Raw genomic sequence first — 25,167 nt, 5'->3', positions numbered from 1 at the left:
GTCCTCACGGCGCACCCGGCGGCACGAACGGCAGCCCCGTCGGGGCGCCCTGCTCGATCAGCCGCAGCAGCGCGTCCGTGTCCGCGTGCTCCTCGATCAGGTCGCCGAGCCGGTCGAGCTGCTCCTCGCGCAGCGCGCCGAACGACGTGTCCGGCGCCGGCACGAACCGCCGCCCGGCCGCCGCCGCGACCTCCCGCAGGAACGCCCGCCGGAAGCCGTCGCTCTCCAGCGAGCCGTGCCAGTGGGTCCCCCACACGGAGCCGACCCGGCACCCGTCGAGGAACGCGTCCCCGCCGAGCACCTCGGCCACGCCGTGGTGGATCTCGTACCCCTCGACCCGCTCGCCGAGCGCCTCGCCGACCGGCCGCGCGAGGGTCTTCTCGACCCCGAACCGGACCCGTACGGGCAGCAGCCCGAGCCCGTCGACGACGCCGGCCTTCGACTCGACCTCGTCCTCGATGCGCTCGCCGAGGGCCTGGAAGCCGCCGCAGATGCCGAGCACCGGCCGGCCCTCGGCCGCGCGCCGGACGAGGGCGTCCGCGAGCCCCCGCTCCCGCAGCCACGCCAGCGCCTTGACCGTGCCCCGGGTGCCGGGCACGACGACGAGGTCCGCGTCGACGAGCTCCTCGGGCCGGTCCACGAACCGGACGACGACGCCCGGTTCGGCGGCGAGCGCGTCGACGTCCGTGAAGTTGGACATCAGCGGTACGGCGCACACGGCGACCCGCAGCACGTCCGCGCCGACCGGCGGGGCGACGACCGACTCGCGGACGGTGCCCCGCAGGGAGACCCGGAGGCCGTCCTCCTCGTCGATGCCGAGCCCGTGCGCGTACGGCAGGACACCGAAGGTCCGGCGCCCGGTGAGCCCGAGCAGCATGTCGAGGCCCGGCTCCAGGAGCGTCACGTCGCCCCGGAACTTGTTGACCAGGTAGCCGGCGACGAGCGACTGGTCCTCGGGGCTCAGCAGCGCCGTCGTCCCGAAGAACTGGGCGAAGACCCCGCCGCGGTCGATGTCCCCGACGACGACCACGGGCAGCTTCGCGGCGCGCGCGATGCCCATGTTCACGATGTCCGTGCGCCGCAGGTTGATCTCGGCCGGACTGCCCGCCCCCTCGCAGATCACGGCGTCATACGTGCCCCGGAGTTCCTCCAGGCACGCGAGCACGGGCTCGAAGAGTTCCTTCTGCCGGCCGCCGTGGTAGCCGCGGGCGCTCAGTTCGCCGACCGGCTTGCCCATGAGGACGACCTGGCTGGAGCGGTCGCTGCCGGGCTTGAGCAGGACCGGGTTCATCAGCGCGGTCGGTTCCACCCGGGCCGCCTGCGCCTGCATGGCCTGGGCGCGGCCGATCTCCGCGCCCTCCCTGGTGACGAAGGAGTTCAGGGACATGTTCTGTCCCTTGAACGGCGCGACCTTGACGCCCCGCCGGACCAGCCAGCGGCAGATGCCGGCCGTGACGACGCTCTTGCCCGCGTCGGACGTGGTCCCGGCGACGAGCAGCCCCCCACCCCTCATGCGTTCCTCCGCTTCAGCGCGCTCGCGATCATGCGGCCGCCCACGCAGGCGGCCAGGGTCAGTCCGGTGATCCGGCGGGAGAGCCGGACCGCGCGGTCGATGTCGGCGACCTCGACGGGCCGCCCCTCCCCGTTGAGGACGGGCCGGTGCTCGACCCGTCCGGCGTACGAGAGGGTCCCCCCGAGCCGTACGCCGAGCGCGCCCGCGAAGGAGGCCTCGACCGGGCCCGCGTTGGGGCTCGGGTGCTTGGCGGCGTCCGCCCGCCAGGCCCGTACGGCTCCGCGCGGGTTCCCGCCGGCGACGGTCGCGAGCACGGCGGTCAGCCGGGCGCCCGGCCAGCCGGCCACGTCGTCGAGGCGGGCCGAGGCCCAGCCGTACCGCCGGTACCGGGGGGACTTGTGGCCGACCATCGCGTCGAGGGTGTTGACGGCCCGGAAGCCGACGAGCCCCGGCACACCCGCGACGGCGCCCCAGAAGAGGGCGCCGACCACGGCGTCGGAGGTGTTCTCGGCGACGGACTCGACGACCGCGCGGGCCATCGCGGGACCGTCCAGGGACTGCGGGTCGCGGCCGCACAGGTGCGGCAGCCGCTCCCGGGCCACCTCCAGGTCCCCGGCGGCGAGGGCTCCGCCGATCGCGCGGGCTTCGCGTCCCAGGGTCGTCCCGCCGACGACGGACCAGACGGCGGCGGCGGTGAGCGCGACGGATCCGGCGCGGCTGCCCCGTACGGTACGGGCGGCGAGGGCGCCGGCCGCGACGGTGGCGCCGGCGCAGACGGCGGTGTGCAGGGCGCCCCACCCGCGGTGGTCGCGCCACAGGGCCCGTTCGACCCGGCCGGCCGCCCGGCCGAACGCGGCGACGGGATGTCCGCGGCGGGGGTCGCCGACGAGCAGATCGACGGCGAGGCCCGCGGCCGCGCCGTACGCGAAGATTCCGGTGGCTCTGGAAGGTCTGGGGGTGCGGCCGGGCATGGCGCTGTGTCCTCACTCAGGGTCCGCGCCCTGGATCGACGTGACCGGCGGCGAGAGTTCCTGACTCCCGGACCCTTCGGATCCGGTCACAGTGGCGGGACCGCGCCGGATTCGCACCGGACTTCCTCTACTGCCGCCGTAATGGCCTCGGCAGTCCACCACGGCCCGAGACAGCCGTCAACTCACCCTTGACCTGCACCGCGTCACTGTGCGAAGCACCACAAACACGGCACCGGAAACGGAGACGGCCGGGCGGCCCGCACCCGAAGGTGCGGACCGCCCGGCCGAGGTACCGGGGACCGTCAGGCGACGATCAGGTAGATGCCGTACGCCACGGCCGCCAGGCACAGGGCGAATGAGGCGTAGGCGCCGGTGCGGGCCAGGACGGCGGAGCCTCCCTGGGCGGCGGCCTGCTCCTGCTTGGAGAGGCCGATGACACCGAGGGTGAAGAGGCCCACGAGGGCGACGGTCGCCACGAGGCTGACTCCGAAGACGGAGCCGAGGGCTGCCCAGTCGATCTTCATGCTTGGTTCCAGTTCCTTAGACCGCGGCGGCGGGGGCCGGGGGAGCGGCCGGGTCCGTGGGGACCGGCGCGGGGATGGTGGTCTTCAGGTCCTCGTCCGCGACGGCGGCGACGGAACCGGCCGGCGGCGGGGTGACGGCCGCGATCGCGGTGGTCACGACGCCGTCGGGCTCGGCCTCGGTCTCGACGTCGTTGACATTGGTGTGGTCGACCGGCTGGCGGCGGGAGACGAGCCAGATGCCGACGCAGGAGGCGGCGAGGAAGGCCGCGACGACGTAGACGCCCCAGGAGCCCTGACGGGCGACGTACTCGGCACCCGCGCCGACCAGGCCTGCGGCCGGCAGGGTCAGGCCCCAGGCGACGAACATGCGGGTGGCGGTCGACCAGCGGACGACACCGCCCTTGCGGCCGAGACCCGCACCCATGACGGCGCCGGAGACGGAGTGCGTGGTGGAGAGGGAGAAGCCCAGGTGGGAGGAGGCCAGGATGACCGTGGCCGCGCTGGTCTGGGCGGCGAAGCCCTGCTGCGGCTGGAGGTCGGTGAGGCCCTTGCCCATGGTGCGGATGATGCGCCAGCCGCCGAGGGCCGTGCCGAGCGCGATCGCCGTACCGGCGGAGACGATGACCCAGACGGGCGGGTTGGAGCCGGGGGCGAGGGTGCCGCCGGCGACCAGGGCGAGGGTGATGATGCCCATGGTCTTCTGCGCGTCGTTGGTGCCGTGGGCGAGGGAGACGAGACCGGCGGAGGCGATCTGTCCGACCCGGTAGCCCTTGGCGGTGTCCTTCTCGGAGGTCTTGGCGCCGATCTTGTACGTCAGCTTCGTGGCCAGCATCGCGGCGAGACCCGCGACGATCGGCGCGGCGACGGCCGGGATGAGGACCTTGCTGACGACGACCTCGCCGTTGACGCCACTGACGCCGATCGAGGCGACGGTCGCGCCGATGAGGCCGCCCATCAGGGCGTGGGAGGAGCTGGAGGGAAGTCCGACCAGCCAGGTCACCAGATTCCAGAGGATCGCGCCGACGAGCGCGGCGAGGATCACTTCGGGCTGGATGCCGTCCTCGTTGACCAGTCCTTTGGAGATCGTCTTGGCGACCTCCACGGACAGGAACGCGCCGACGAGGTTCAGCACGGCGGACATGGCCACCGCCGTCTTGGGCTTGAGTGCACCGGTCGAGATGGTCGTGGCCATCGCGTTGGCGGTGTCGTGGAAACCGTTCGTGAAATCGAACACGAGAGCTGTCACGACCACAATGGCGAGCAGCAGCGTGATGTGTTCCATTTACCCAGGCAATCGTTTGACGTCAGTGGCTCGTCGAACGTAAGCAACCTGGGTGAACGGAAGGTGAACTGGGGCGGGCGGCGTGGTGTCCCTATCCGGTGTCAAGGGATTCCGCTTGTGGCCCCGGAGTGCCCGGTGTCCACGATGCGGTCACCGGGCAAGCACGGGGAATCCCGGTCCTCCCGGGGCACATACGACCTGCCCCGGTTCCTCCCCGCCCACCCGGTTCCGCTCCCTGGACAGCACCATCCGACCGGGGGACCCCCCTGACGAGACCCATGTCACTCCCCGAGGCGACCCCGCCCCCGTTCCTCCCACCCGTTCCCACCCGGCTCGCCCCCGCCCGTTCCCACCCGGCTCGTCCCACCCGGTCTTCCCCCGCCCGGGTCCGTCCGGTGGCAGGCCCACCCCGCCCTGCCGACACTGGGAGCGTGCGCCCGGCTACAGCGACGGCAGTGGCCGTCACCACCCTGATCGGTGTCGGCGCGGCCGCTCTCGCGGCCGGCCGGTACGCCAGCGATGTCGCCCTCAGGGCGCCGTCCGGACGACCACTGCCCGGAGACCCCAGACTCACCGTGCACGCCACGGGACCCGAGCGGGTCACCCTCACCCGCAGCCTCGCCTCGCTGCGCCCCGGCACGTACGGGATGGAGGCCCCCGGACTGCACGCCGTCCTCGGCCCCGTCCTCGACCGGGTCCCGCACACCGCCGACACCGTCGTCCGCCGCCTGGAGCGGGTCGAGCTCGGCGCCCTCGGGCCCGGCGTCCACGTCCGGCTCACCCCCCAGCTCCACCGGGGCACGCCGATCAGCGCCCTCGGGCTCGCCCACGAGGACGTCGAGATCCCCGGCGAACTCGGCCCCCTGCCCGCCTGGCTCGTGGCCGCCCCCCGCACCACCTGGGTGATCGCCCTGCACGGCCTCGGCACCACCCGCGAGCACCCGATGAACCTGCTCCCCTTCTTCAACCGCCGCAAGATCCCCGTCCTCGTCCCCGCCTACCGCGGCGACGAAGGAGCGCCCGCCTCCCCCGACGGCCTCGTCCACCTCGGCGACTCCGAATGGCGGGACGTCGACGCCGCCATCCGCTACGCCGTCCGCCGCGGCGCCCGGAAGGTCGTCCTGCACGGCTGGGGGACCGGCGCCGCGATGGCCCTGCGCGCCGCCGCCGAGTCAGGCGTACGCGACCGGATCAGCGGCCTCGTCCTCGACTCCCCGGTCCTCGACTGGGAGGCCACCCTCCGCAACCTCGCGTCGGCCCGCCACGTCCCCGGCCCCCTGCTCCCGCTCGCCGTCCGCGCCGCCCAGGGCAGGACCGGCCCGCACGGCGACCTCCTCCAGACCGCCTCGGAACCGGACGCCCTGCGCGTCCCGGTCCTCCTCTTCCACGGCCCCGACGACACGATCGCCCCCTGGGAGTCCTCCGTCGAGCTCGCCGCCCGCCGGCCCGACCGGATCAACCTGCGGACCGTGCAGCACGCCCCGCACGCCGCGATGTGGAACGCCGACCCCGTCCGCTACGAGGAGTCCCTGCGCCGTTTCCTCACCCCGCTGCTCTGACGGCCCGTCCGGGGCGCCTTCCGGAACGCCGTCCGAGGCGCCCCCCGGCCTGCCCCCCCGAGGCCGTTCCGGGGCCCGTTCCGACGGGGCCTCCGATTCCGATTGGGCTTTCGGGCCGTCAGCGGGAAGACTGCCCCCGTGACGTCTCGAAAGCCCGATGAACCATTGGCGCGCAACTCCAGACTCCGACTCGTCCGCCCGCGGGCGCTGGCCACCGCCCGACGGGCCGTGACGACCCGGCGCACCCGGCCGGCGCCGCGGCCGCCCGAGGGCACTCCGCCCCGCGCGGAGCTCGCCCGCCAGGCCCGGCACGTCCTCGCCGACGCCGTACGGATCGCCCGCTGGGCCGCCGTCGAGCGCGGGGCCGACACGGCACCCCGTACCGGCCCCGGAGCCGGCCCCGCCCAGGAACGGGCCGCGGCCGCGCTGAACCTGACGCCCGGCCAGATCCGGGCCGGCTGGGACCGCGCCCGGCTCGCCGGACTCGTCGAGCTGCACGGCGACACCGCCCGCCCCGGGTGGCGGCTGAACGCCTGGGACCGCGACGACTCCGCCGTCCTGCGCGGCTGGGTCGCCCTCTTCGACGCCTGGTCCCTGGTGCACCCGGCCCCCGAGGGGGTCGCCCCCAGCGCCGTCGCCGAGGTCGTCGAGGCCGTCCCGCAGGTCCTCTCGCTGCTCCAGCTCTCCCAGGGCCCGGTCCTCGTCCCCGCCCTCCTCGACCTCCTCGGCCAGCGCGTCGAGGAGCTCCGCGAGGAGCGCTGCGAGGTCCCCGCGGCCGAGCAGGCGCCCGAGGCCGCGGACACCCCCGCCGGAGACGGGCTCCCGACGCTCCTCGACTGGGCCCTGGAGGGCCTGGCCGCCGTCGGCGCGCTCACCCTGGCCCCCGGCGCGGGCGAGCGCCACGCCACCCTTACCCCGCTCGGCAACTGGGCGGTCTGGGTCAAGCTGGAGCAGATCTGCGTCGCCGCGCAGAGCCCCGCGGGCAACATCGAGCAGTCCGCCGAGGACATGCTCCGCGGCTGCGCCCGGCTCACCCCGGGACCGGCCCGCGACGAGTACCGCGCCTGGCTCGCGGCCCGCACCCTGTCCAGCGCCGTGAGCGAGCTCCTCGCCGTCGCCCGGGGCGAGGACGCCCTCCTGCGCGGGCTCGCCTTCGAGGCGCTCCGCGTCGTCGGGGCGCCCGCCGAGGCCGAGGTGCGCGCCACCGTCGCCGAGCCCCCGCTGCGCCCGTACGCGCTGCTCTGGCTGGCCGAGTACGAGGGGGCCGACCCGGACGACGCCCAGGAGGTGCTGACCCGGGAGGAGTCGACCTGGCTCTGGGTCGACACCGCGGCGGCCGTCGCCGACCACGGCGAGAGCGAGCTGCTCGTCCGCCACCTCGACTCCGCCGTGCAGGGCACCGTCCCGGCGCTGCTCGACGAGGTCCGGGCGGTCGGCCACCCCCGTACCGTCCAGGTTCTGGTCGCGCTGGCCGCCGCCCACCCGGACCCGGCCCTGGCGAAGGCGGTCCGCCGAGCCGCGTTCCAGGTCCACACCGGTGGGGCCTGAGCCGCCGGACGGAAGGCCTGCCCGGTGGGGCCTGAGCGACCGGACGGAAGACCTACTCGGCGCCGCCGGGGGCGTACGTGCCGAAGCTCCACACGTTGCCCTCGGCGTCCCGGGCCGTGTAGTCCCGGGAGCCGTACTCCTGGTCCGTCGGCGGCATCACGATCTCGATGCCCTGGGCCACCGCCCGGGCGTGGTGCTCGTCCACGTCGTCCACCCGCACGTACACCGAGGCCGGTCCGCCGCCGGCCATGAGCTTGTCGAACGCGGTGCCGCTGCCCTTGCTGCCCAGCATCACCATCCCGTTCCCGCACGTGAGCTCGGCGTGCATCACACGGCCGTCCTCGCCCTCGTACACGGCGTGCTCGGTGAAGCCGAAGCCCTCCGTGAGCTGCCTGATCGCCCCCTTCGCGTCCTCGTACCGCAAGGTCGGACAGATGTCGGGTGTCTCGGCCATCCCGATCACTTCCTCTCGATGTGACCTGGATCTCAGTCTGGCAGTCACCACCGACAACTCAGCGGAAGGTGTTGCACCGGGCCATGTCGCCGGTCCGGTAGCCCTCGTAGAACCACTGCTGCCGCTGGGCCGCCGAGCCGTGCGTCCAGCTCTCCGGCGTCACCCGCCCCTGGAACCGCTCCTGGATCCGGTCGTCGCCCACCGCCGCCGCAGCGTCCAGGCCGTCCTTGATGTCCTCGTCGGTGAGCCGGGTCAGCAGCAGCCGGCCCGTCTTCTCGTCGGGCGTGGTGGTCGCGTGCCGCGCCCAGACCCCGGCGTAGCAGTCGGCCTGGAGCTCGACCCGCACGGCGTTGGAGTTCGCGCCGGTCCGCCCGTCCTGGGCGCGGCTCAGGGTCCCCATCAGGTTCTGGACGTGGTGGCCGTACTCGTGCGCCACCACGTACGCCTGGGCGAAGGGGCCGCCGCTCGACCCGAACTTGGTCCGCAGCTCGTCGAAGAAGTCCAGGTCCAGGTAGACCTGCCGGTCGCCGGGGCAGTAGAAGGGTCCGACCGCCGAGGTCGCCGAGCCGCACGCGGTGCCGACCCGCCGGCTGAACATCACGGTGGCGGCGTTCCCGTAGGTGCCGCCCCGGCGCGGGTACTCGCCCCGCCAGTAGTCCTGGACGCTGTTGACGACGGCGACGATCCGGCAGTCCTGGCGGGTGTTGGCGTCCGAGCCCTTCCTGCAGCTCTGGTTCACCTGGGCCGCGGACGAGGAGCTCGCGACGGGCTCGTCACCGCTGGAGGAGAGCCCGAGCTGGTCGGGGCCCACCCCGAAGAGCACGCCCAGGATCAGCGCGATGAGGCCGATGACGCCGCCGCCGACGGTCGCCTTGCCGCCCGGGATGCGGCTGTTCCGGACGTCCCGTACCTCCGAGGTGTCCAGATCGGCGTCGTCGTCGAACTGCACGGTCCACCACCCTCCGCGTCGCTGTCGCGGCGGTGGCCGCCGCCCTGCGCCGAGTATCGGCCGATCTTTCGCCTCTCGCCCCTTTTGTGGAGCAGTGGCGGGAATGTGAGAAAACTCCGACTGTGTCTGCCGTACCCCGCATGGCCGAAAACCAGTTGCAGACGCCCGTTAGACTGGCCGCATGGCCATTCTCCTTTGGGTGCATTAGCGGCGTCGAAGCCCGCCACCAGTCGTCCTTCCGCCGTTTCCCACCGCCCTGGAGTCTGTCCGTGATCACCGCTTCCGGCATCGAGCTGCGCGCCGGCGCCCGCATCCTCATCGAGTCCGCTTCCTTCCGCGTCGCCAAGGGCGACCGCATCGGCCTCGTCGGCCGCAACGGAGCGGGCAAGACCACCCTCACCAAGTGCCTCGCCGGCGAGGGCCAGCCGGCCGCCGGCAACATCGCCCGCTCCGGCGAGGTCGGCTACCTCCCTCAGGACCCGCGCACCGGCGACCTCGACGTCCTGGCCCGCGACCGCATCCTCTCGGCCCGCGGCCTCGACACCCTCCTCAAGAAGATGCGGGCGAACGAGGAGCGCATCGCGACCGGCTCCGGCGCCACCCGCGACAAGGCGATGCGGCAGTACGAGCGCCAGGAGACCGAGTTCCTCACCAAGGGCGGATACGCGGCCGAGGCCGAGGCCTCCACCATCGCCGCCGCCCTCGGCCTGCCCGACCGGGTCATGGGCCAGCCGCTGCACACCCTCTCCGGTGGTCAGCGCCGCCGCGTCGAGCTCGCCCGGATCCTCTTCTCCGACGCCGACACCCTGCTCCTCGACGAGCCCACGAACCACCTCGACGCCGACTCCATCGTCTGGCTGCGCGACTACCTGAAGACCTACCGCGGTGGCTTCATCGTCATCTCCCACGACGTCGACCTCGTCGAGACCGTGGTGAACAAGGTCTTCTACCTGGACGCCAACCGCTCCACGATCGACGTCTACAACATGGGCTGGAAGCTTTACCAGCAGCAGCGCGAGGCCGACGAGAAGCGCCGCAAGCGCGAGCGCCAGAACGCCGAGAAGAAGGCCGCCGCGCTCAACTCGCAGGCCGACAAGATGCGCGCCAAGGCCACCAAGACCGTCGCCGCGCAGAACATGGCGAAGCGCGCCGAGCGGCTGCTCTCCGGCCTGGAGGCCGTCCGCGCCTCCGACAAGGTCGCCAAGCTCCGCTTCCCGGACCCCGCGCCCTGCGGCAAGACCCCGCTGACCGCCGAGGGTCTCTCCAAGTCGTACGGCTCGCTCGAGATCTTCACCGACGTGGACCTGGCCATCGACAAGGGCTCCCGCGTCGTCATCCTCGGCCTCAACGGCGCGGGCAAGACGACCCTGCTGCGGCTCCTCGGCGGCGTCGAGCAGCCCGACACCGGCGAGGTCACCCCGGGCCACGGCCTCAAGCTCGGCTACTACGCGCAGGAGCACGAGACGCTCGACCCCGAGCGGACCGTCCTGGAGAACATGCGCACGGCCGCGCCGGACCTCGACCTCGTCGACGTGCGCAAGACGCTCGGCTCCTTCCTCTTCTCCGGCGACGACGTCGACAAGCCGGCCGGGGTGCTCTCCGGCGGCGAGAAGACCCGGCTCGCGCTCGCGACCCTGGTCGTCTCCTCGGCGAACGTGCTGCTCCTCGACGAGCCGACCAACAACCTGGACCCGGCCAGCCGCGAGGAGATCCTCGGCGCGCTGCGCACGTACAAGGGCGCCGTCGTCCTCGTCACCCACGACGAGGGCGCCGTGGAGGCGCTCGACCCGGAGCGGATCATCCTGCTCCCGGACGGTGTCGAGGACCTGTGGGGCGCGGACTACGCGGACCTGGTCGCCCTCGCCTGACCCCCGAGGGGCTCCCCGGAGACGCCCCGGGGCCTCCCGGGGCCCTGGGTGATCATCCCGGGCTGGATCATTCGGCTCATGGGTGATCCTTCATCTGAGTGAGGGTCTCTCGTACATTCCGGCGCGGTGCTCTGCCGAATCCTTCCGGCAGACCCGCGCCGTACGTGTGTTCCCCCGCCCGCGCTGACCTGGCACTTCCCGTACCGCGCGGTCCGCTGGAGCGTTTTCGATCCGGCGGAATCCAAGCTTCCGATCGTGTTGAAGGCGTACTCGTCCACAAACCCGGCGGCACGGACCTTGTCGAATGGGTGGCCAGGACGGACGGGAGGGGTGATCATGAGAAGTCCAGAGCGCACTTCCCATGAGGAGGCACGGGTGGCCGAGACTCTGAAGAAGGGCAGCCGGGTGACCGGCGCCGCGCGCGACAAGCTCGCGGCAGACCTGAAGAAGAAGTACGACTCCGGTGCGAGCATCCGGGCGCTGGCCGAGGAAACAGGCCGCTCCTACGGATTCGTCCACCGGATGCTGAGCGAGTCCGGAGTCACGCTGCGTGGACGCGGCGGAGCGACACGGGGCAAGAAGGCGGCCTCGGCCTGACATCGGGGCGGCTCGACCGGTCCACCGGGACCTCCCGGTGGGCACCCGGTCGGCCCTGCGGTCGGCCAGGTGGTTACTGTGCAGTCACTTAGCATTTCGCATGCAGTGCTGCACCGGAACCGGAGGCGCCCCCATGACTACGCTCGACGACTCTGAGCTCGTATTCGACAAGGACGGTGTACGGCTCACCGTCGAGGACGCCGTTGCCACGGTGACCCTGACCAATCCGGCGAAGCGCAACGCCCAGTCTCCCGCTCTGTGGCGGGCGTTGACGGAAGCCGGCCGGTCGTTGCCCGGCAGCGTGCGGGTCGTGGTGCTGCGCGGCGAGGGCAAGTCCTTCTCCGCCGGACTCGACCGGCAGGCGTTCACGCCCGAGGGCTTCGACGGCGAGCCGTCCTTCCTCGACCTCGCGCGCGGTTCCGACGCGGACCTCGACGCGGTCATCGCCGAGTACCAGGAGGCGTTCACCTGGTGGCGTCGCAGCGACCTCGTGTCGATCGCGGCCGTCCAGGGCCACGCCATCGGTGCGGGCTTCCAGCTCGCCCTCGCCTGCGACCTGCGCGTCGTCGCCGAGGACGTGCAGTTCGCCATGCGCGAGACCAGCCTGGGCCTCGTCCCGGACCTGACCGGGACGCACCCGCTCGTCTCGCTCGTGGGGTACGCCCGCGCGCTCGAGATCTGCGCCACCGGCCGCTTCGTCCACGCGGAGGAGGCCGAGCGCATCGGTCTCGCCAACCTGTCCGTGCCCGCCGACGAGCTCGACGCGGCGGTACGGGACCTCAGCGCCGCGCTCGTCGCGGCGCCCCGCGACGCGGTCACCGAGACCAAGGCGCTGCTCCAGGGCGTCTCCGGCCGCTCCTACGAGGAGCAGCGCACCGCCGAGCGCGCCGCCCAGGCCCGCCGCCTGCGCGACCTGGCGGGCCTCGGCGACTGACGCCCCCACGCGGGACCGGCCCGGCCGGCGCTCGCCGGGACCGAGCCGTCGGTCCCGCGCGCGGGACCGGCCGCCCGGGCCGACGCGTGGTCATGCCCGCGCTCGGCCCCTCAGCGCAGTTCCGACACCAGTACCGTGACCGCGGTCGCCCCATCGGCGGCCGCGGTCACGGCGCTCCGGGCGGCGCGGGCCACGTCCAGCGGGCGCCGGCCGGCGGTCACGGCCAGCTCCACCCGCACCTGGTCCGGGCGCCGGCTCACCGGCGGCCCCCACACGTCCGACACGCCCGCCACGCCCTCGACCCGCAGGACCGCCAGGGCCACCGGGTCGTCCGTCGCCGGAGCGGGCCGCCCCGGCGGGGGAGGCGGGGGAGCCGCCGCGGGCGGCGCCGTGTCGAGCAGCTCCGTCACCCGCAGGTCCACGGCCGTCACGCGCAGCCCGAGACCGTCGCGCGCCGCCCCGAGCAGGGCCGCCCGCAGTTCCTCGGCCAGCTCCGGCAGCGGACGGCCCGCCACCGCCCCGAAGTCCGCGGTGATCCGCAGCGCGCCCGGCCCGAGCCCGCCCGGCGGCACCGGAAGCGGCGCGGCCGGCGCCTCCCCGTCGTCCCCGGTCAGCGGATCGGGCCCGATCCGGATTTCGCCCGGCACCACTCCCCGTACCGCCGCGGCGGCCGGGCCGAGGACCCCGCGCGCCGCGCGCTCGGTGATCCAGGCGCCGTCACCGGCCGCGCCGAGCGGCAGCAGCCTGCCCGGCGCGAGGTGGTCCCGTACCGCAGCCGTCCAACCCTCAGCCGTCGTCATTCCCCCACCTTGCCGCATCCACGGAGCGGATCGGGGCAAGCGCCCTTAGTGTGGGCGAGGAACCCCGAAATGTGACAGAAGGGGCTGAATCTGATGACGGACACCACTCGTGCCGGAGACCTCGCGGCGGAAGACCCGCGAGAGCAGCGCCGGACCTCCGTGACCAAGCGGGGCGGCGGCGCACCGGCCTCCCGGGGCCGGACGACGATCGCCGACGGGGTCGTGGAGAAGATCGCCGGTCTCGCCGCGCGGGATGTCGACGGCGTCCACGCCATGGGCAGTGGACTCTCCCGCACCTTCGGCGCCGTCCGCGACCGGGTCCCCGGTGGAGGCGGCGGCAAGGCCAGCGTCACCCGAGGGGTGAAGGCCGAGGTCGGCGAGGTGCAGACCGCGCTCGACCTGGAGATCGTCGTCGTCTACGGCGTCTCCATCGCCGACGTGGCCGGCGACGTCAGGGAGAACGTGATCGCGGCCGTGGAGCGGATGACCGGACTGGAGGTCGTCGAGGTCAACATCGCGGTCAGCGACGTGAAGCTGCCCGAAGAAGAGGAAGAGGAGCCGGAGCCCCGGCTCCAGTAGTCGTCGGAACCCCGGCGACAGGCGCCAGGAAAGGGGCTCGGAATGAGCATGGCGGTGGTCGGCCTGGTGGCCGGCATGGCTCTCGGATTCGCCGGATACTTCGGCGGCTTCGGGGCGTTCCTACTGGTCGCGGCCCTCGGGGCGGTCGGCTTCGTGGCCGGTCGGTTCCTCGACGGAGACCTCGAACCCGGCGATCTGTTCCGGGGTCGCGAACGCGGCGACCGGCGGCGGTGACCCGGGGTGGTGACGGAGCCGGCAGAGGACCTGGCAGATGACCCGGTACGGGACGGGGTGCGGGACCGGGGGGCGACCACCATCGCCGACCGGGTCGTCGCGAAGGTCGCCTCCCAGGCGGCCAGAGAGGCGCTCGACGCCGTCCCCGAAGGGGGATCGAAACCGCACGCCTCGGTCGTCGTCCACCGGGAGATCGCCCGCGTCTCGGTGAGCCTCGACCTCGGTTACCCCTCCGACGTCGGCCGCCAGTGCGGCGCCGTCCGGAGCCGGGTACGCGCGCGCGTGGAGCAGCTCGTCGGGCTGGAGGTCCACGAGGTGACCGTCCACGTCGAGCGCCTCCACTCCGCGCACACCCGCCACGCCACGCCGAGGGGCCGCCTCACATGACCACCACCCCGGAACCGGACCCGACAGCCGGACCCGTCCTCGGGAAGGGAGACGGCGGAGGCGACGGCGGCGCGGCGCCCGTCCCCGCCGACGCGCCCCGATCCCCCGTCCGCCGTTTCTGGGCCGTACGCCGCATCCCCGCCGCCCTGCTCGCGGCCGTCGTCCTCGGCGGCGCCGGGCTGCTGCTCTACGACGTCGCGGCCGTGCGGGCCGACCGCTCCGCGATGTCCTGGCGGCGCGAGCTCGCCGACGCCCTGGCGACCCGGCCGCTCGACGACGTGGTGATCGTCGTCGGCGCGGTCGTCGCCGTCCTGCTCGGCGTCTGGCTCCTGATCCTGGCCGCCACCCCGGGGCTGCGCGACGTACTCCCGATGCGCCGCGAGCACACCGATGTACGGGCGGGACTCGACCGCGAGGCCGCCGCCCTCACCCTGCGGGACCGTGTCATGGAGGTCTCCGGGGTGCAGGCCGTACGGGTGCGCGTCCGCCGCGCCAAGGTCGCCGTCCGGGCGGTGTCCCACTTCCGGCCCCTCGACGAGGTCCGCGCCGACGTGGAGACGGTGCTCGCCACCGGCGTCAACGAGCTCGGCCTCGCCCACCCGCCCGCGCAGACGGTACGGGTGGCCAGGCCGCCCCGGAAGGAAGGGAAGGCCAAGTGACCGTCGTCCTCCGGCGCGTCAACCGCGTCCTGCTCGGTCTCGCCGGGCTGATCCTCGTCGTCTTCGGCGGCGCCGTCCTCGCCGCCGCCACCGACCTTGCCGTACCGTCCTGGTGGCCCTGGTCGGGCCCCTCCGACGTGCTGCTCTCCACCGCCCGGCGGCAGCGCTGGCGGGACGAGAGCTGGTGGTGGCCGGTGGTCATCGCCGTCCTCGGGCTCGTCGTCCTGCTCGCCCTCTGGTGGCTGCTCGTCCAGTTCCGGCGGGCCCGGCTCGCCGAGGTCCTCGTCGACACCGGCGACGGCGAGGAGGCGGTCCTGCGCGGCCGGGCCCTGGAGGGCGTCCTGGAGGCGGACGCCGCATCGCAGGACGGTGTCGCCCGGGCCCGGGTCGCCCTCACGGGCCGCCGGGGCGCCCCCCGGACCCGTATCGCGCTCCTCCTGGAGCCGCACGCCTCTCCGCGCGACGCCCTGACCACCCTCAGCACCCGGGCGCTCGCGGACGCCCGTACGTCGACGGGTCTGCCCGCGCTGCCCACCGAGGCGCGCCTGCGCGCGGTGAAGCACCGCGCCCGCCGGGTCACCTGAGGGTCAGAATTCGGCGCGGGCCCCGCCGTCCACCGGCAGCATCAGACCCGTCAGGTACGAGGCGGCCGGCGAGAGAACGAAGGCCGCCGTGCGGCCGAACTCCTCCGGGGTGCCGTAGCGGCGCAGCGGGATCGTGAGCTCGTTCGTCGCGCGGGCCGCGTCCGCGTCGCCGGAGAGCGCGTCCAGGAAGCGGACCCGGTCCGTGTCGATCCGGCTCGGCAGCAGACCGACGACGCGGATCCCGCGCGGGCCCAGGTCGTTGGCGAGGGACTTGGCGAAGCCGGCGAGCCCGGGGCGCAGCCCGTTGGAGATGGTGAGGCCGGGGATCGGCTCGTGGACGGAGCCGGACAGGACGAAGCCGATGACGCCGCCCTCGGTGAGCGTCTCGGCGGCCGCGCGGGCCAGCCGTACCGCCCCCAGGAAGACCGTACCGAAGGCGGCCGCCCACTCCTCGTCGGTGTTGTCCGCCGCGAAGCCGGGCGCCGGGCCGCCGACGCTGATCAGGATGCCGTCGAAACCGCCGAACCGGGCCCGCGCCTCGGCGATCAGCCGGTCCGGGGTCCCCGGGTCGTCGTTGTCGGCGGCGATCCCGGCCGCGCGCTCGCCCAGCTCGGCGACCGCTTCGGCGACGGTCTTCTCCTCGCGCCCGGTGACGAGCACCTTCGCGCCCTCCGCGAGCAGTGCTTCGGCCGAGGCACGGCCGAGCCCCCGCGTCGCGCCGGTCACCACGTACACACGGTCCTTCAGTCCCAGATCCATGGGCCTATCCTGCCGTCTCCCCGGCGGCGAGCGCGAGGGCGGTCCCGACGAGCCCGATGTGGCTGAACGCCTGGGGGAAGTTCCCCAGCTGACGTCCCGCCACCGGGTCGTACTCCTCCGCGAGGAGCCCCACGTCGTTGGTGAGCGCGACGAGCCGCTCGAAGAGCTCGCGGGCCTCCTCGACGCGTCCCGTCAGCCGCAGCGCGTCCGCGAGCCAGAACGAGCAGACCAGGAAGGTCCCCTCCTGTCCCGGCAGCCCGTCCACGGCCGTCGAGTCGGGGCTGTAGCGGCGCAGGAAGCCGCCGTGCATCAGCTCGTCCCGTACGGCGTCGACCGTCCCCACCACGCGGGGGTCGTCCGGCGGCAGGAAGCCGACCTGCGGGATGAGGAGGGTGGCGGCGTCGAGCCCGGACGAGCCGTACGCCTGGGTGAAGGTGTTCCGCACGGGGTCGTACGCCCGCGCGCACACCTGCGCGTGGATCTCGTCCCGCATGGCCCGCCACCGTCCCGCGTCCCCCGGCAGCGAGGGGTCGGCCTCCAGGGTGCGGACCGCGCGGTCGGCGGCGACCCAGGCCATCACCTTCGAGTGGGTGAAGTGGCGGCGCGGCCCGCGGACCTCCCACAGGCCCTCGTCGGGCTCCCGCCAGGTGGACTCCAGGAAGCCGAGCAGGCTCAGCTGGAGGTTCCAGGCGTGCCGCTCCGGCGGGATGCCGGCCTCACGCGCGCGGTGGAGGGAGTCCATGACCTCGCCGTACACGTCGAGCTGGAACTGGTCCACGGCCGCGTTCCCGGTCCGTACCGGCGACGAGTCGGCGTAGCCGCGCAGCCAGGGCAGGCTCGTCTCCGGCAGCCGGCGCTCCCCGGCCGGTCCGTACATGATCTGCAGGTCGGCGGGGTCGCCCGCGACCGCGCGCAGCAGCCAGTCCCGCCAGGCACACGCCTCCTCCTCGTATCCGGCGGCGAGCAGCGCGCCGAGGGTGAGGGAGGAGTCGCGGAGCCAGCAGGCCCGGTAGTCCCAGTTCCGCACGCCGCCGAGCTCCTCCGGCAGGGAGGTCGTGGGGGCGGCCATGATCCCGCCGGTGGGGCCGTACGTGAGCGCCTTGAGGGTGATCAGGGAGCGCAGCACCGTCTCCCGGTAAGGGCCCCGGTAGGTGCAGCGGGCCGTCCACTCCCGCCAGTCCGCGAGGCACTCCTCCAGGGCCTCGAAGGGGTCGACGAGGTCGGGGCGCGGCTCGTGCGAGGGGTGCCAGGTCAGCACGAAGGCCACCTTCTCGCCGGCGGCGACGGTGAAGGAGGAGCGGGTGGAGAACTGGTGGCCCCAGGTCTTCACGGGCGGCTCGCTGCGCAGCCAGACCGAGTCGGGACCGGCGATCGCGACCCGGTGGCCGTCGGACCTGCGCACCCAGGGCACGACCGAGCCGTAGTCGAAGCGGAGCCGCAACACGGCGGTCATCTCGACGCTGCCGCTGATCCCCTCCACGATCCGCATCAGGTCGGGGACCCTGTCCCGCTGCGGCATGAAGTCGGTGACCTTGACGGTGCCCGTACGGGTCTCCCAGTAGGTCTCCAGGACGAGGGAGTCCTCGGCGTAGCGGCGGGAGGCGCAGGTCGTGGCGCCCTTGGGCGCGATGGTCCAGTGGCCGTTGTCCTCGTCGCCGAGGATGGCGGCGAAGCAGGCGGCGGAGTCGAAGCGGGGCAGACACAGCCAGTCGACCGACCCGTCGCGGCCGATGAGCGCGGCGGTCTGGAGATCGCCGATGAGGGCGTAGTCGTCGATACGTTGCGTCACGCTTTGGGCTGTTCCCGGAAGCGGCGACGGTCAATCAGCGGGACGGGGTGGGCTACGCCTCCGCCGGGACCCGCTCCGGCGATCCGGGGACGTCGGAGGCACGGGCGGCCGCCCGGTCGCGCTTCTCGCGGCGGACCAGGATCACCCAGCCGACGGGTACCCCGGCCGTGAAGAGCCACCACTGCACGGCGTACGCCATGTGCGGGCCGATCGAGTCGTGGTCGGGCTCGGGGATCATCTCGGGGGTGCCGCCGGCCGGTTCCGGCGCGCTCTGCTCCAGGTAGCCGCCGAGCACCTCGCGGCCGATGAGCTCGGCCTGCTGCCGGCTGCTGATCAGCATGACCTGCCGGTCCGGCAGGCCCTTGAGGTCCTTGATGCCGCTGGCGCCCGTGGTCTCGTCCGCCTTGAGCCGGCCGGTGACGGTGACCTCGCCCCTGGGCGCGGGCGGCACCGGCGGGTAGGAGTGCTGGTCGGCGGCGGCCGGGACCCAGCCGCGGTTGACCAGGACGATCCGTCCGTCCCGGAGGACCAGCGGGGTCAGGACGTGCACGCCCACCCGGTCGTCGGAGGAGGTGCGGCGGCGGACGACCACCTCGTGGGTGGTGTCGAAGGTGCCGGTGGCGGTGACCTGGCGCCAGTAGTCGGCGCGCGGGACGGTGTGACCGGGGGAGGTGAGCTCCTCGACCGGGAGCGGCTTCGCCTTGAGGTTGTCCGCGATCAGGGAGTTCTGGGCCACCCGGTTCTCGTGCCGGTGGAACTGCCAGAAGCCCAGCTCGATCATCGTGGGGACGAGGACGAGGGCGACGAGGGTGAGGATCACCCACTGCCGGGACAACAGGAAGCGGTACACGCCGTCGACGGTACATTGCGGCGAAAGGCCCCCTTGCGGCGGGTGCCGCAGGGGGCCTGGAACGGTCCCGTTCTCACACCCTGTCGACGATGCCCACCTTTCCCTCGGCGCGGGCGCAGTGGCCGCCGCAGTACCACCTGCCCTCGACCTCGACGCCCTGTCCGATGATCTGGACCCGGCAGTGCTCGCAGATGGGCGCCATGCGGTGGATGGCGCAGGCGAAGCAGTCGAAGACGTGCACCGCGCCCTGCGCGTGCACCTCGAAGGACATGCCGTAATCGTTTCCGCAGACCTCACAACGTGCCATGCGCCACAGGGTGGAGCGCACTGCGGGCGCGCGCAGCTCGGCGCGCCCGCAGAGGCCGGGGTGTCACCCGTCTGCCGGGGCCACGTCCCGCAGCAGCTGGGTGTAGGCGGCCTCGTCCACGACGGGGGTGCCGAAGGTCCCGGCCTTGAGGGTCTTGGAGGTGGCGGCGTCCGGGTCGTTGGTGACGAGGAGGCTGGTGAGCCGGGAGACGCTGGAGGCGACGTGGAGGCCGGCCTCGACGGTGCGGTCCTCCAGGAGCTCGCGGTCGATGGAGGTGTCGCCGGAGAAGGCCACCCGCATGCCCTGCTTGAGCGGTTTGTCCGACTCGTAACGGCCGGGGTTGGGGTACGGGCACGGCGGGCGCTTCCGCGAGGGGCGCCAGCTGCCCGCCCGGTAGGAGGAGCCGTACGGGGGCTGCCGGCCGATCCGCGGCTGCGTGGGTGACGAGGCCCACTCCGTCAGCGGCCGGCACTCCAGGAGCGGCAGCCGTACGTTCCGCTCGGCCGCCGCGTGCAGGCTCGGCCGGAACGCCTCGGCGAGCACCCTCGCGTCGTCCAGCGCGTTGTGCGCGCGCTGCTGCACGACGCCGAAGTGCGCGGCGAGCGACTCCAGCTTGTGGTTGGGCAGCGGCAGCGACAGCTCCTTGGCGAGCGCGATCGTGCACAGCCGCTGGCGCACGGGCGCGGCGGACTCCGCGCGCGCGTACTCCCGGGCGATCATCTGCCAGTCGAACATCGCGTTGTGCGCGACGAGCACCCGCCCGTCGAGCCGCGCCGCGAACTCCGCCGCGATCTCCGGGAAGAGCGGCGCGCCCTCCAGGACGTCGCTGGTCAGCCCGTGGATCCAGACCGGACCGGGATCGCGCTCGGGATTGACGAGCGTGTACCAGTGGTCCTCGACGTTCCCCTGGGCGTCCAGCCGGTAGACGGCAGCCGACACTATCCGGTCGTCGCGGGCGAGTCCGGTGGTCTCCACGTCGACGACCGCGTACCCCTGCGGGTAGGCGGCCGGCCACATCGCTGCTGTCGTACGGTCGTCAAGCACGGTCACTGAGAATACGGCCCGCGACCGACAGCCCCGTCCCCGGTGCCCCCGGAGGCGCCCGCGAGGAGGCCGTCCACCAGGGCCCGTACGGAGTCCGTGAAGAGCCGCTCGGTGTCGATCGGCGCGGCCAGGGCGTGCGCGAGGGGCCCGTCGGCCTCGGCGTCCTCCCCGCGCCACAGCTCCTCCTCGGCGGGGGACTGGGCGGGCGCCCGCTCGCGGTTGCGCTCCACCAGGACGTAGCCCACGACCTGGAACTGCACGGCGCGCACGGCCCGGGCGGCGTGCGCCCCGCGCAGTCCGGCCGCGTGCGCCTCGTGGACCAGGGCGCGCTGGGCCGGCAGGAACATGCGCTCGGTCAGCCCCCGTTCGTGGACCATCGCCACCAGGTGCGGGCGCTCGCGCAGGGCGCGGCGCAGCGCGCGGGCGACCGAGACGATCCGCTCGGCCGGGGTCGCGCCCCGGGGGCGGATCGTGCCGAGGTCGGCGACCGTGCGGTCGACGAGGGCGTCGAGGAGCGACTCGCGGTTGCCGACGTGCCAGTAGATCGAGGTGACCGCGGTGCCGAGCTCGGCGGCGAGCCGGCGCATCGTGAGCGCGTCCGGGCCGTGCTCCCTCACCAGGGCGGCCGCGGTGTCCAACACCTCGTCGCGGGTCAGCGCGGAGCGTGCCATCGATTCCCCCAACTCCTCTGCGTGCAGACCTCTTTACCCTTCGGCGGCGGCGGTGTAACTGTGTTACAGGCCGACGATCCCGAAGGGTGGTACGTCATGGCACGAGTACGGTACGGGGCACGCAGCGACGCGGAGGCGGCGGCGGCCCGCGAGCGGTCCGCCAAGCTCCCCGACATCTGGTCCACCGGAGTGGTCGCCGTCTGGGAGACCGACCCGGACGTCGTGGCGGCGGTCCTGCCGCCCCCGCTCAAACCCACCGCGCGCCCCCTCGTGCGCGCCAACATCAGCAAGGTCGACCTGCCCGGCTATCCGCTCGGCGCCGGCTCGGTGGCCGTGGCAGCCGCCCACGGCGACCGGGAGGGCTGGTACCCGCTGGTCATGCCGATGACCCACGAGCGGGCCCTGATCGGCGGTCGTGAGGTCTTCGGTGAGCCGAAGAAGCTGGGCGAGGTCACCGTCGAACGGGACGGGCTCGTCGTGCGCGCCGCGCTCGCCCGGCACGGCATCGCCTTCGTGGAGGTGCGCGGCGCGGTCTCCGGACCGCTGCCGCTGCCGGAGCCCGTGGAGAAGACCGACTTCTACTTCAAGTTCCTCCCGGGCGTGGAGGGCACCGGCTTCGACGGCGAACCCGTCCTCGTCCACTGCGTCCGCAACGAGAAGGTGCGGAAGCTGGAGGGGATCACCGGCGACGTGGTCCTGCGCGAGTCCATGTACGACCCGGTCGCCGACCTCCCCGTGCGCCGGCTCGTCGAGATCACGATCGGCGAGAAGACCACCGACCAGAAGGGCACGGTCGCCGAGCGCGTCTCCGCCCGGGACCTGCTGCCCTTCGTCCACCAGCGGTACGACGACCCGCTCCAGATCCTCGACGGGCCCCCGGAAGGACGTGCCTGATGGAGCTGCGTGAGGGGCAGGTCGCCGTCGTCACGGGCGCGGCGAGCGGCATCGGGCTGGCGATGGCCCGCCGCTTCGCCGCCGAAGGCCTCGCCGTCGTCCTCGGGGACGTCGAGCGGGCCGCCCTGGAGGAGGCCGCCGACGAGCTGATGGCGAGCGGGGCGCAGGTCCTCGCCCGGACGGTCGACGTCTCCGACCCCGAGGAGGTACGGGCGTTCGCGGACGCCGCGTACGACACCTTCGGCGCCGTCCACGTCCTCTGCAACAACGCGGGCGTCGGCTCCGGCGCCGAGGGCCGCATGTGGGAGCACGAACCGAACGACTGGAAGTGGGCCTTCTCCGTCAACGTCTGGGGCGTCTTCCACGGCATCCAGGCCTTCGTCCCGCGCATGCTCGCGGGCGGCGAGCCCGGCCACGTCGTGAACACCTCCTCCGGCGACGGCGGCATCGCCCCGCTGCCCACCGCCTCCGTGTACGCGGTCACCAAGGCGGCCGTCGTCACCATGACCGAGTCGCTCTACGCCCATCTGCGCGCCGAGCACGCGCGCGTGGGCGCCTCCGTCCTCTTCCCGGGCCCGCACATGCTCCGCACCGGACTGTGGGAGTCGCACCGCAACCGGCCCGAGCGGTACGCCAAGCAACGGCCGCGCAGGAGCCCGTACCGCAGCCTCGACCAGTGGGAGGCGGCGATGAAGGAGGCCGGGCACGAGGTGGCCTTCACGCCGGTGGAGGAGGTCGCCGGGCACGTCGTCGACGGCATCCGCGCCGACCGCTTCTGGATGCTGCCGGAGAGCGAGCACAGCGACCGCCAGATCAAGGCGCGCTCCCGCTCGATGCTCGACCGCGCCAACCCGTCGTACCTGGAGAACTTCATCCTCGACTGAGGGGCTTCACGATGAGCAACGAGCGCCATGAGGACCCGTATCTGATCATCTCCTCCGACTGTCACGCCGGCCTGCCCACCGAGGAGTACCGGCCCTATCTCGACCCCCGCTTCCACCGGGACTTCGACGACTTCCTGGCGGGGCGCGACGCCCGCCGGGAGGCCATGACCCGGCTCGGGGTGCGCAACGAGGCCTTCGCGGACAAGTGGTTCAGCGACAACGAGGAGGGCCTGCGCGGCGGCTGGGACTCCGCCCAGCGCATCAAGGAGCTCGACGGCGACGGAGTGGCCGCCGAGGTCGTCTTCCCCGACGCGGACGCCGTCGACAGCCAGACCGCCGCGCCCTTCGGCGTCGGCCTCGGGCTCTCCGGCGACCAGGACCCGGAGCTCGGCATGGCCGGGGCCAAGGCGCACAACCGCTGGCTCGCCGAGTTCGTCTCCGCGAACCCGGCCCGCCACTGCGGGGTCGCCCTCCTCCCCGTCACCGCCGACGTCCGCGAGGTCGTCGCCGAGATCCACCGGGCCAAGGAGTCCGGGCTCGGCGCGCTCATGATCCCGTCCATGTGGGTGGACAAGGCGCCCTACCACGACCGGCGTTACGACCCGGTGTGGGCGGCGGCCGCCGAGACCGGCATGCCGGTCGTCACCCACTCCGGAGCGGCGCCGCGCGAGGAGTACGGCGACCACCTCGGGATCTACGTCTCCGAGGTCACCTGGTGGCCGGCCAGGCCGCTGTGGTTCCTGCTCTGGTCGGGCGTCTTCGAGCGCCACCCCGGCCTGCGGTTCGGGGTCGCCGAATCCGGCTGCTGGTGGCTGCCGAACCTGCTCTGGTTCATGGACCGGCTCTACCTCGGCGCGCACGGCGGCAAGAAGCTGTCCCCGTTCGCGGAGCTGAAGCGGCCGCCGAGCGAGTACCTGGACCGGCAGGTCTTCGTCTGCGCCACCAACACCAAGCGGCGCGAGCTCGCCCAGCGGTACGAGATCGGCGTCGACAACATCCTGTGGGGCTCGGACTTCCCGCACCCGGAGGGGACCTGGCCCGACACGCGCGCGTGGCTGCGGCGGACCTTCCACGACATCCCGGTCGAGGAGACCCGGCGGATGCTGGGCCTGGCCGCCGCCGAGGTCTTCGGATTCGATGTCCAGAAGCTGGATCCGATAGCCCGGCGGATCGGCCCCACCCCCGCCGACCTCGGCCAGCCCGCCGACCAGGCCGCCGTCGAGGCCTCCTGGGCCCGCTCGCGCGAGGTCGGCCGCCACTGGCTCACCGACCACGACTTCCCGGTCATGGGGGTGACGCCGTGACCGACCGCTACACCGTCGTCTCCGCCGACTGCCACGCCGGCGCCGACCTCCTCGACTACAAGCCGTACCTGGAGAAGAAGCACCACGACGACTTCGACGCCTGGGCGGCGACCTACGTCAACCCGTACGAGGACCTGCTCGCCGACACCGCCGACCGCAACTGGAACTCCCAGCGCCGGCTGCGCGAACTGGAGGCGGACGGCATCGTCGCCGAGGTCGTCTTCCCCAACACCATCCCGCCGTTCTTCCCCAAGGCCTCCCTGATGGCCCAGCCGCCCACCCGCGCCGAGTACGAGCAGCGCTGGGCCGGCCTCCAGGCGCACAACCGCTGGCTGGCCGACTTCTGCGCGGACGCCCCGGGACGCAGGGCGGGCGTGGCGCAGATCCTCCTCAACGACGTGGACGCGGCGGTCGCCGAGATCCGCCGCACCCGCGAGGCCGGACTCACCGGAGGCATCCTGCTACCGGGAGTCCCGCCGGGCTCGCCCGTACCGGAGCTGTACGCGGAGGCGTACGACCCGATCTGGGCCGTCTGCGCCGAGCTCGACGTCCCGGTCAACCACCACGGCGGCTCCGCGTCGCCGCCGCTGGGCGACGAACCGGCAGCCCGGGCGGTGTTCATGGTGGAGACCACCTGGTTCTCCCACCGGGCCCTGTGGCACCTGATCTTCGGCGGCGCCTTCCGCCGCCATCCGGGGCTCAAGCTGGTCCTGACCGAGCAGGGCTCGGGCTGGATCCCGGGCGTGCTCGACATGCTGGACTACTACCACCGGCGTCTCGTGTCGGCCGCGACGAGGGCCGCCACCGCCGAGTCCAAGTTCGGCGCCGGCCTCGCGGAGTCCATGGGCAAGGGCCCCGGCGAGGTCTGGCGGGACAACTGCTTCGTCGGCGCGAGCTTCATGCGCCCCCACGAGGTGCCGCTGCGCGACCGGATCGGCCTCGACAAGATCATGTGGGGCAGCGACTACCCGCACGACGAGGGCACCACCCCGTACTCCCGCGAAGGCCTCCGCATCGCCTACGCGGGACTGCCGCGGGAGGAGGTCGCCGCCATGGTCGGCGGGAACGCGGCCCGCGTCTACGGCTTCGACCTCGCCCTCCTCGACGCCCTGGCCGCCGTCCACGGCCCGACCGTCGAGGAGATCTCCCAGCCCCTGAAGGAGGTCCCCGCGGGCGCCACCAGCCCGGCCTTCGCCCCGGGCGGGTCGGTCCGCGTCTGGTGA

General features: G+C 73.4%; 27 protein-coding genes and 1 riboswitch. Of the genes, 14 read left to right on the top strand and 13 right to left on the bottom strand.

Translation table 11 applies throughout. The features are described 5' to 3' along the window. Positions 1 to 4: 4 nt before the first annotated feature. The 4 genes from ACN9M0_RS07875 to ACN9M0_RS07860 all read right to left on the bottom strand — a co-directional run bounded on the left by ACN9M0_RS07875 (position 5) and on the right by ACN9M0_RS07860 (position 4,290). Positions 5 to 1,513, bottom strand: a complete 1,509-nt coding sequence (locus ACN9M0_RS07875) for a cobyric acid synthase (protein ID WP_366041765.1) — start codon at positions 1,511 to 1,513, stop codon at positions 5 to 7. Continuing rightward, a complete protein-coding gene (locus ACN9M0_RS07870) occupies positions 1,510 to 2,484 on the bottom strand; it encodes a cobalamin biosynthesis protein (RefSeq protein WP_426403342.1) in 975 nt (324 codons plus the stop codon). Before ACN9M0_RS07870 ends, ACN9M0_RS07875 begins: the two co-directional genes overlap by 4 nt. Positions 2,485 to 2,519: 35 nt before the next feature. Then, positions 2,520 to 2,659: riboswitch (cobalamin riboswitch) on the bottom strand. A gap of 127 nt (positions 2,660 to 2,786) precedes the next feature. Then, a complete protein-coding gene (locus ACN9M0_RS07865) occupies positions 2,787 to 3,008 on the bottom strand; it encodes a hypothetical protein (RefSeq protein ID WP_366041767.1) in 222 nt (73 codons plus the stop codon). A 16-nt stretch (positions 3,009 to 3,024) separates the two neighbouring features. Next, positions 3,025 to 4,290, bottom strand: coding sequence for an inorganic phosphate transporter (locus tag ACN9M0_RS07860; protein ID WP_366041768.1), 1,266 nt, complete (start codon positions 4,288 to 4,290; stop codon positions 3,025 to 3,027). Positions 4,291 to 4,721: 431 nt separating this feature from the next. Between ACN9M0_RS07860 and ACN9M0_RS07855 the strand changes: the two genes are divergently transcribed. Together ACN9M0_RS07855 and ACN9M0_RS07850 are read left to right on the top strand one after the other, a co-directional pair. Then, on the top strand, positions 4,722 to 5,849 hold the full coding sequence (locus ACN9M0_RS07855; protein WP_366041769.1) for an alpha/beta hydrolase: 1,128 nt from the start codon (positions 4,722 to 4,724) through the stop codon (positions 5,847 to 5,849). Positions 5,850 to 5,987: 138 nt separating this feature from the next. Continuing rightward, complete coding sequence (locus ACN9M0_RS07850) at positions 5,988 to 7,397, top strand: hypothetical protein (protein WP_399696357.1); 1,410 nt, start codon at positions 5,988 to 5,990, stop codon at positions 7,395 to 7,397. A 52-nt stretch (positions 7,398 to 7,449) separates the two neighbouring features. Here the strand turns inward: ACN9M0_RS07850 and ACN9M0_RS07845 are convergent, their stop codons facing one another. Then, a complete protein-coding gene (locus ACN9M0_RS07845; protein ID WP_366041770.1) occupies positions 7,450 to 7,851 on the bottom strand; it encodes a VOC family protein in 402 nt (133 codons plus the stop codon). A gap of 58 nt (positions 7,852 to 7,909) precedes the next feature. Continuing rightward, positions 7,910 to 8,800, bottom strand: a complete 891-nt coding sequence (ypfJ, locus tag ACN9M0_RS07840; RefSeq protein ID WP_399696356.1) for a KPN_02809 family neutral zinc metallopeptidase — start codon at positions 8,798 to 8,800, stop codon at positions 7,910 to 7,912. 269 nt (positions 8,801 to 9,069) lie between these two features. Between ypfJ and ACN9M0_RS07835 the strand changes: the two genes are divergently transcribed. From ACN9M0_RS07835 to ACN9M0_RS07825, 3 genes are all read left to right on the top strand, one after another. Continuing rightward, positions 9,070 to 10,668, top strand: a complete 1,599-nt coding sequence (locus ACN9M0_RS07835) for an ABC-F family ATP-binding cassette domain-containing protein (RefSeq protein ID WP_366041772.1) — start codon at positions 9,070 to 9,072, stop codon at positions 10,666 to 10,668. 375 nt (positions 10,669 to 11,043) lie between these two features. Further along, positions 11,044 to 11,265 (top strand): helix-turn-helix domain-containing protein, encoded by a 222-nt coding sequence (locus ACN9M0_RS07830; protein ID WP_006123601.1) that lies wholly within the window; start codon positions 11,044 to 11,046, stop codon positions 11,263 to 11,265. Positions 11,266 to 11,398: 133 nt separating this feature from the next. Next, complete coding sequence (locus tag ACN9M0_RS07825) at positions 11,399 to 12,199, top strand: enoyl-CoA hydratase/isomerase family protein (RefSeq protein WP_366041774.1); 801 nt, start codon at positions 11,399 to 11,401, stop codon at positions 12,197 to 12,199. 110 nt (positions 12,200 to 12,309) lie between these two features. Here ACN9M0_RS07825 and ACN9M0_RS07820 read toward each other — a convergent pair whose 3' ends face one another. Then, the gene (locus ACN9M0_RS07820) at positions 12,310 to 12,999 is read right to left on the bottom strand and encodes a hypothetical protein (protein WP_426403341.1); all 690 of its coding nucleotides are present in this window, start codon (positions 12,997 to 12,999) and stop codon (positions 12,310 to 12,312) included. A 93-nt stretch (positions 13,000 to 13,092) separates the two neighbouring features. Here ACN9M0_RS07820 and ACN9M0_RS07815 point away from each other — a divergent pair, with 93 nt between their 5' ends. The 5 genes from ACN9M0_RS07815 to amaP are packed head-to-tail and all read left to right on the top strand — an operon-like array spanning position 13,093 to position 15,442. Beyond that, positions 13,093 to 13,578: an Asp23/Gls24 family envelope stress response protein gene (locus tag ACN9M0_RS07815; protein ID WP_366040788.1), complete on the top strand. Its 486-nt coding sequence runs from the start codon at positions 13,093 to 13,095 to the stop codon at positions 13,576 to 13,578. A gap of 42 nt (positions 13,579 to 13,620) precedes the next feature. Further along, positions 13,621 to 13,812 (top strand): hypothetical protein, encoded by a 192-nt coding sequence (locus ACN9M0_RS07810; protein WP_359679261.1) that lies wholly within the window; start codon positions 13,621 to 13,623, stop codon positions 13,810 to 13,812. A 9-nt stretch (positions 13,813 to 13,821) separates the two neighbouring features. Continuing rightward, positions 13,822 to 14,199 carry an Asp23/Gls24 family envelope stress response protein gene (locus ACN9M0_RS07805; protein WP_366040787.1) on the top strand — a complete coding sequence of 126 codons (378 nt, stop codon included), beginning with the start codon at positions 13,822 to 13,824 and terminating at the stop codon, positions 14,197 to 14,199. After that, positions 14,196 to 14,858 (top strand): DUF6286 domain-containing protein, encoded by a 663-nt coding sequence (locus ACN9M0_RS07800; RefSeq protein WP_366040786.1) that lies wholly within the window; start codon positions 14,196 to 14,198, stop codon positions 14,856 to 14,858. The genes ACN9M0_RS07805 and ACN9M0_RS07800 overlap by 4 nt, the downstream gene beginning before the upstream one ends. Further along, a complete protein-coding gene (gene amaP, locus ACN9M0_RS07795) occupies positions 14,855 to 15,442 on the top strand; it encodes an alkaline shock response membrane anchor protein AmaP (protein ID WP_426403340.1) in 588 nt (195 codons plus the stop codon). Before ACN9M0_RS07800 ends, amaP begins: the two co-directional genes overlap by 4 nt. A gap of 3 nt (positions 15,443 to 15,445) precedes the next feature. Here amaP and ACN9M0_RS07790 read toward each other — a convergent pair whose 3' ends face one another. The 6 genes from ACN9M0_RS07790 to ACN9M0_RS07765 form a co-directional block, all read right to left on the bottom strand. Then, a complete protein-coding gene (locus ACN9M0_RS07790; RefSeq protein ID WP_366040784.1) occupies positions 15,446 to 16,201 on the bottom strand; it encodes an SDR family NAD(P)-dependent oxidoreductase in 756 nt (251 codons plus the stop codon). Positions 16,202 to 16,205: 4 nt separating this feature from the next. Next, positions 16,206 to 17,990: a glycoside hydrolase family 15 protein gene (locus ACN9M0_RS07785; RefSeq protein WP_366040783.1), complete on the bottom strand. Its 1,785-nt coding sequence runs from the start codon at positions 17,988 to 17,990 to the stop codon at positions 16,206 to 16,208. A gap of 52 nt (positions 17,991 to 18,042) precedes the next feature. Then, on the bottom strand, positions 18,043 to 18,840 hold the full coding sequence (locus ACN9M0_RS07780; RefSeq protein WP_426403339.1) for an SURF1 family protein: 798 nt from the start codon (positions 18,838 to 18,840) through the stop codon (positions 18,043 to 18,045). 73 nt (positions 18,841 to 18,913) lie between these two features. Beyond that, the gene (locus ACN9M0_RS07775; protein ID WP_366040781.1) at positions 18,914 to 19,147 is read right to left on the bottom strand and encodes a hypothetical protein; all 234 of its coding nucleotides are present in this window, start codon (positions 19,145 to 19,147) and stop codon (positions 18,914 to 18,916) included. A 63-nt stretch (positions 19,148 to 19,210) separates the two neighbouring features. Further along, positions 19,211 to 20,197 carry a DEDDh family exonuclease gene (locus ACN9M0_RS07770; RefSeq protein ID WP_426403338.1) on the bottom strand — a complete coding sequence of 329 codons (987 nt, stop codon included), beginning with the start codon at positions 20,195 to 20,197 and terminating at the stop codon, positions 19,211 to 19,213. Then, entirely contained in the window at positions 20,194 to 20,862 is a 669-nt protein-coding gene (locus tag ACN9M0_RS07765; protein ID WP_366040779.1) for a TetR/AcrR family transcriptional regulator, read from the bottom strand. The genes ACN9M0_RS07770 and ACN9M0_RS07765 overlap by 4 nt, the downstream gene beginning before the upstream one ends. A 96-nt stretch (positions 20,863 to 20,958) precedes the next feature. Here ACN9M0_RS07765 and ACN9M0_RS07760 point away from each other — a divergent pair, with 96 nt between their 5' ends. Genes ACN9M0_RS07760 through ACN9M0_RS07745 form a run of 4 tightly spaced genes read left to right on the top strand, consistent with a single transcriptional unit; the run spans position 20,959 to position 25,167 of the window. Further along, positions 20,959 to 21,756 carry an acetoacetate decarboxylase family protein gene (locus ACN9M0_RS07760; RefSeq protein ID WP_366040778.1) on the top strand — a complete coding sequence of 266 codons (798 nt, stop codon included), beginning with the start codon at positions 20,959 to 20,961 and terminating at the stop codon, positions 21,754 to 21,756. Next, on the top strand, positions 21,756 to 22,640 hold the full coding sequence (locus ACN9M0_RS07755) for an SDR family NAD(P)-dependent oxidoreductase (RefSeq protein ID WP_366040777.1): 885 nt from the start codon (positions 21,756 to 21,758) through the stop codon (positions 22,638 to 22,640). The genes ACN9M0_RS07760 and ACN9M0_RS07755 overlap by 1 nt, the downstream gene beginning before the upstream one ends. An 11-nt stretch (positions 22,641 to 22,651) precedes the next feature. Continuing rightward, positions 22,652 to 23,944, top strand: coding sequence for an amidohydrolase family protein (locus ACN9M0_RS07750; RefSeq protein ID WP_366040776.1), 1,293 nt, complete (start codon positions 22,652 to 22,654; stop codon positions 23,942 to 23,944). Then, entirely contained in the window at positions 23,941 to 25,167 is a 1,227-nt protein-coding gene (locus ACN9M0_RS07745) for an amidohydrolase family protein (protein ID WP_366040775.1), read from the top strand. The genes ACN9M0_RS07750 and ACN9M0_RS07745 overlap by 4 nt, the downstream gene beginning before the upstream one ends.

Origin of the sequence: Streptomyces sp. R-07, from assembly GCF_049913175.1 — a bacterium.
Taxonomy (GTDB): domain Bacteria; phylum Actinomycetota; class Actinomycetes; order Streptomycetales; family Streptomycetaceae; genus Streptomyces.
The sequence above is the reverse complement of the archived record's forward strand: the minus strand, read 5'-3'. Positions and strand labels throughout refer to the sequence as shown.

What these genes read in the sequence shown, in the direction of transcription:
- ACN9M0_RS07875 (WP_366041765.1), bottom strand. Translation starts at nt 1,513, where the DNA reads ATGAGGGGTGGGGGGCTGCTCGTCGCCGGGACCACGTCCGACGCGGGC.
- ACN9M0_RS07870 (WP_426403342.1), bottom strand. Translation starts at nt 2,484, where the DNA reads ATGCCCGGCCGCACCCCCAGACCTTCCAGAGCCACCGGAATCTTCGCG.
- ACN9M0_RS07865 (WP_366041767.1), bottom strand. Translation starts at nt 3,008, where the DNA reads ATGAAGATCGACTGGGCAGCCCTCGGCTCCGTCTTCGGAGTCAGCCTC.
- ACN9M0_RS07860 (WP_366041768.1), bottom strand. Translation starts at nt 4,290, where the DNA reads ATGGAACACATCACGCTGCTGCTCGCCATTGTGGTCGTGACAGCTCTC.
- ACN9M0_RS07845 (WP_366041770.1), bottom strand. Translation starts at nt 7,851, where the DNA reads ATGGCCGAGACACCCGACATCTGTCCGACCTTGCGGTACGAGGACGCG.
- ACN9M0_RS07825 (WP_366041774.1), top strand. Translation starts at nt 11,399, where the DNA reads ATGACTACGCTCGACGACTCTGAGCTCGTATTCGACAAGGACGGTGTA.
- ACN9M0_RS07820 (WP_426403341.1), bottom strand. Translation starts at nt 12,999, where the DNA reads ATGACGACGGCTGAGGGTTGGACGGCTGCGGTACGGGACCACCTCGCG.
- ACN9M0_RS07815 (WP_366040788.1), top strand. Translation starts at nt 13,093, where the DNA reads ATGACGGACACCACTCGTGCCGGAGACCTCGCGGCGGAAGACCCGCGA.
- ACN9M0_RS07810 (WP_359679261.1), top strand. Translation starts at nt 13,621, where the DNA reads ATGAGCATGGCGGTGGTCGGCCTGGTGGCCGGCATGGCTCTCGGATTC.
- ACN9M0_RS07800 (WP_366040786.1), top strand. Translation starts at nt 14,196, where the DNA reads ATGACCACCACCCCGGAACCGGACCCGACAGCCGGACCCGTCCTCGGG.
- ACN9M0_RS07790 (WP_366040784.1), bottom strand. Translation starts at nt 16,201, where the DNA reads ATGGATCTGGGACTGAAGGACCGTGTGTACGTGGTGACCGGCGCGACG.
- ACN9M0_RS07775 (WP_366040781.1), bottom strand. Translation starts at nt 19,147, where the DNA reads ATGGCACGTTGTGAGGTCTGCGGAAACGATTACGGCATGTCCTTCGAG.
- ACN9M0_RS07765 (WP_366040779.1), bottom strand. Translation starts at nt 20,862, where the DNA reads ATGGCACGCTCCGCGCTGACCCGCGACGAGGTGTTGGACACCGCGGCC.
- ACN9M0_RS07760 (WP_366040778.1), top strand. Translation starts at nt 20,959, where the DNA reads ATGGCACGAGTACGGTACGGGGCACGCAGCGACGCGGAGGCGGCGGCG.
- ACN9M0_RS07755 (WP_366040777.1), top strand. Translation starts at nt 21,756, where the DNA reads ATGGAGCTGCGTGAGGGGCAGGTCGCCGTCGTCACGGGCGCGGCGAGC.
- ACN9M0_RS07750 (WP_366040776.1), top strand. Translation starts at nt 22,652, where the DNA reads ATGAGCAACGAGCGCCATGAGGACCCGTATCTGATCATCTCCTCCGAC.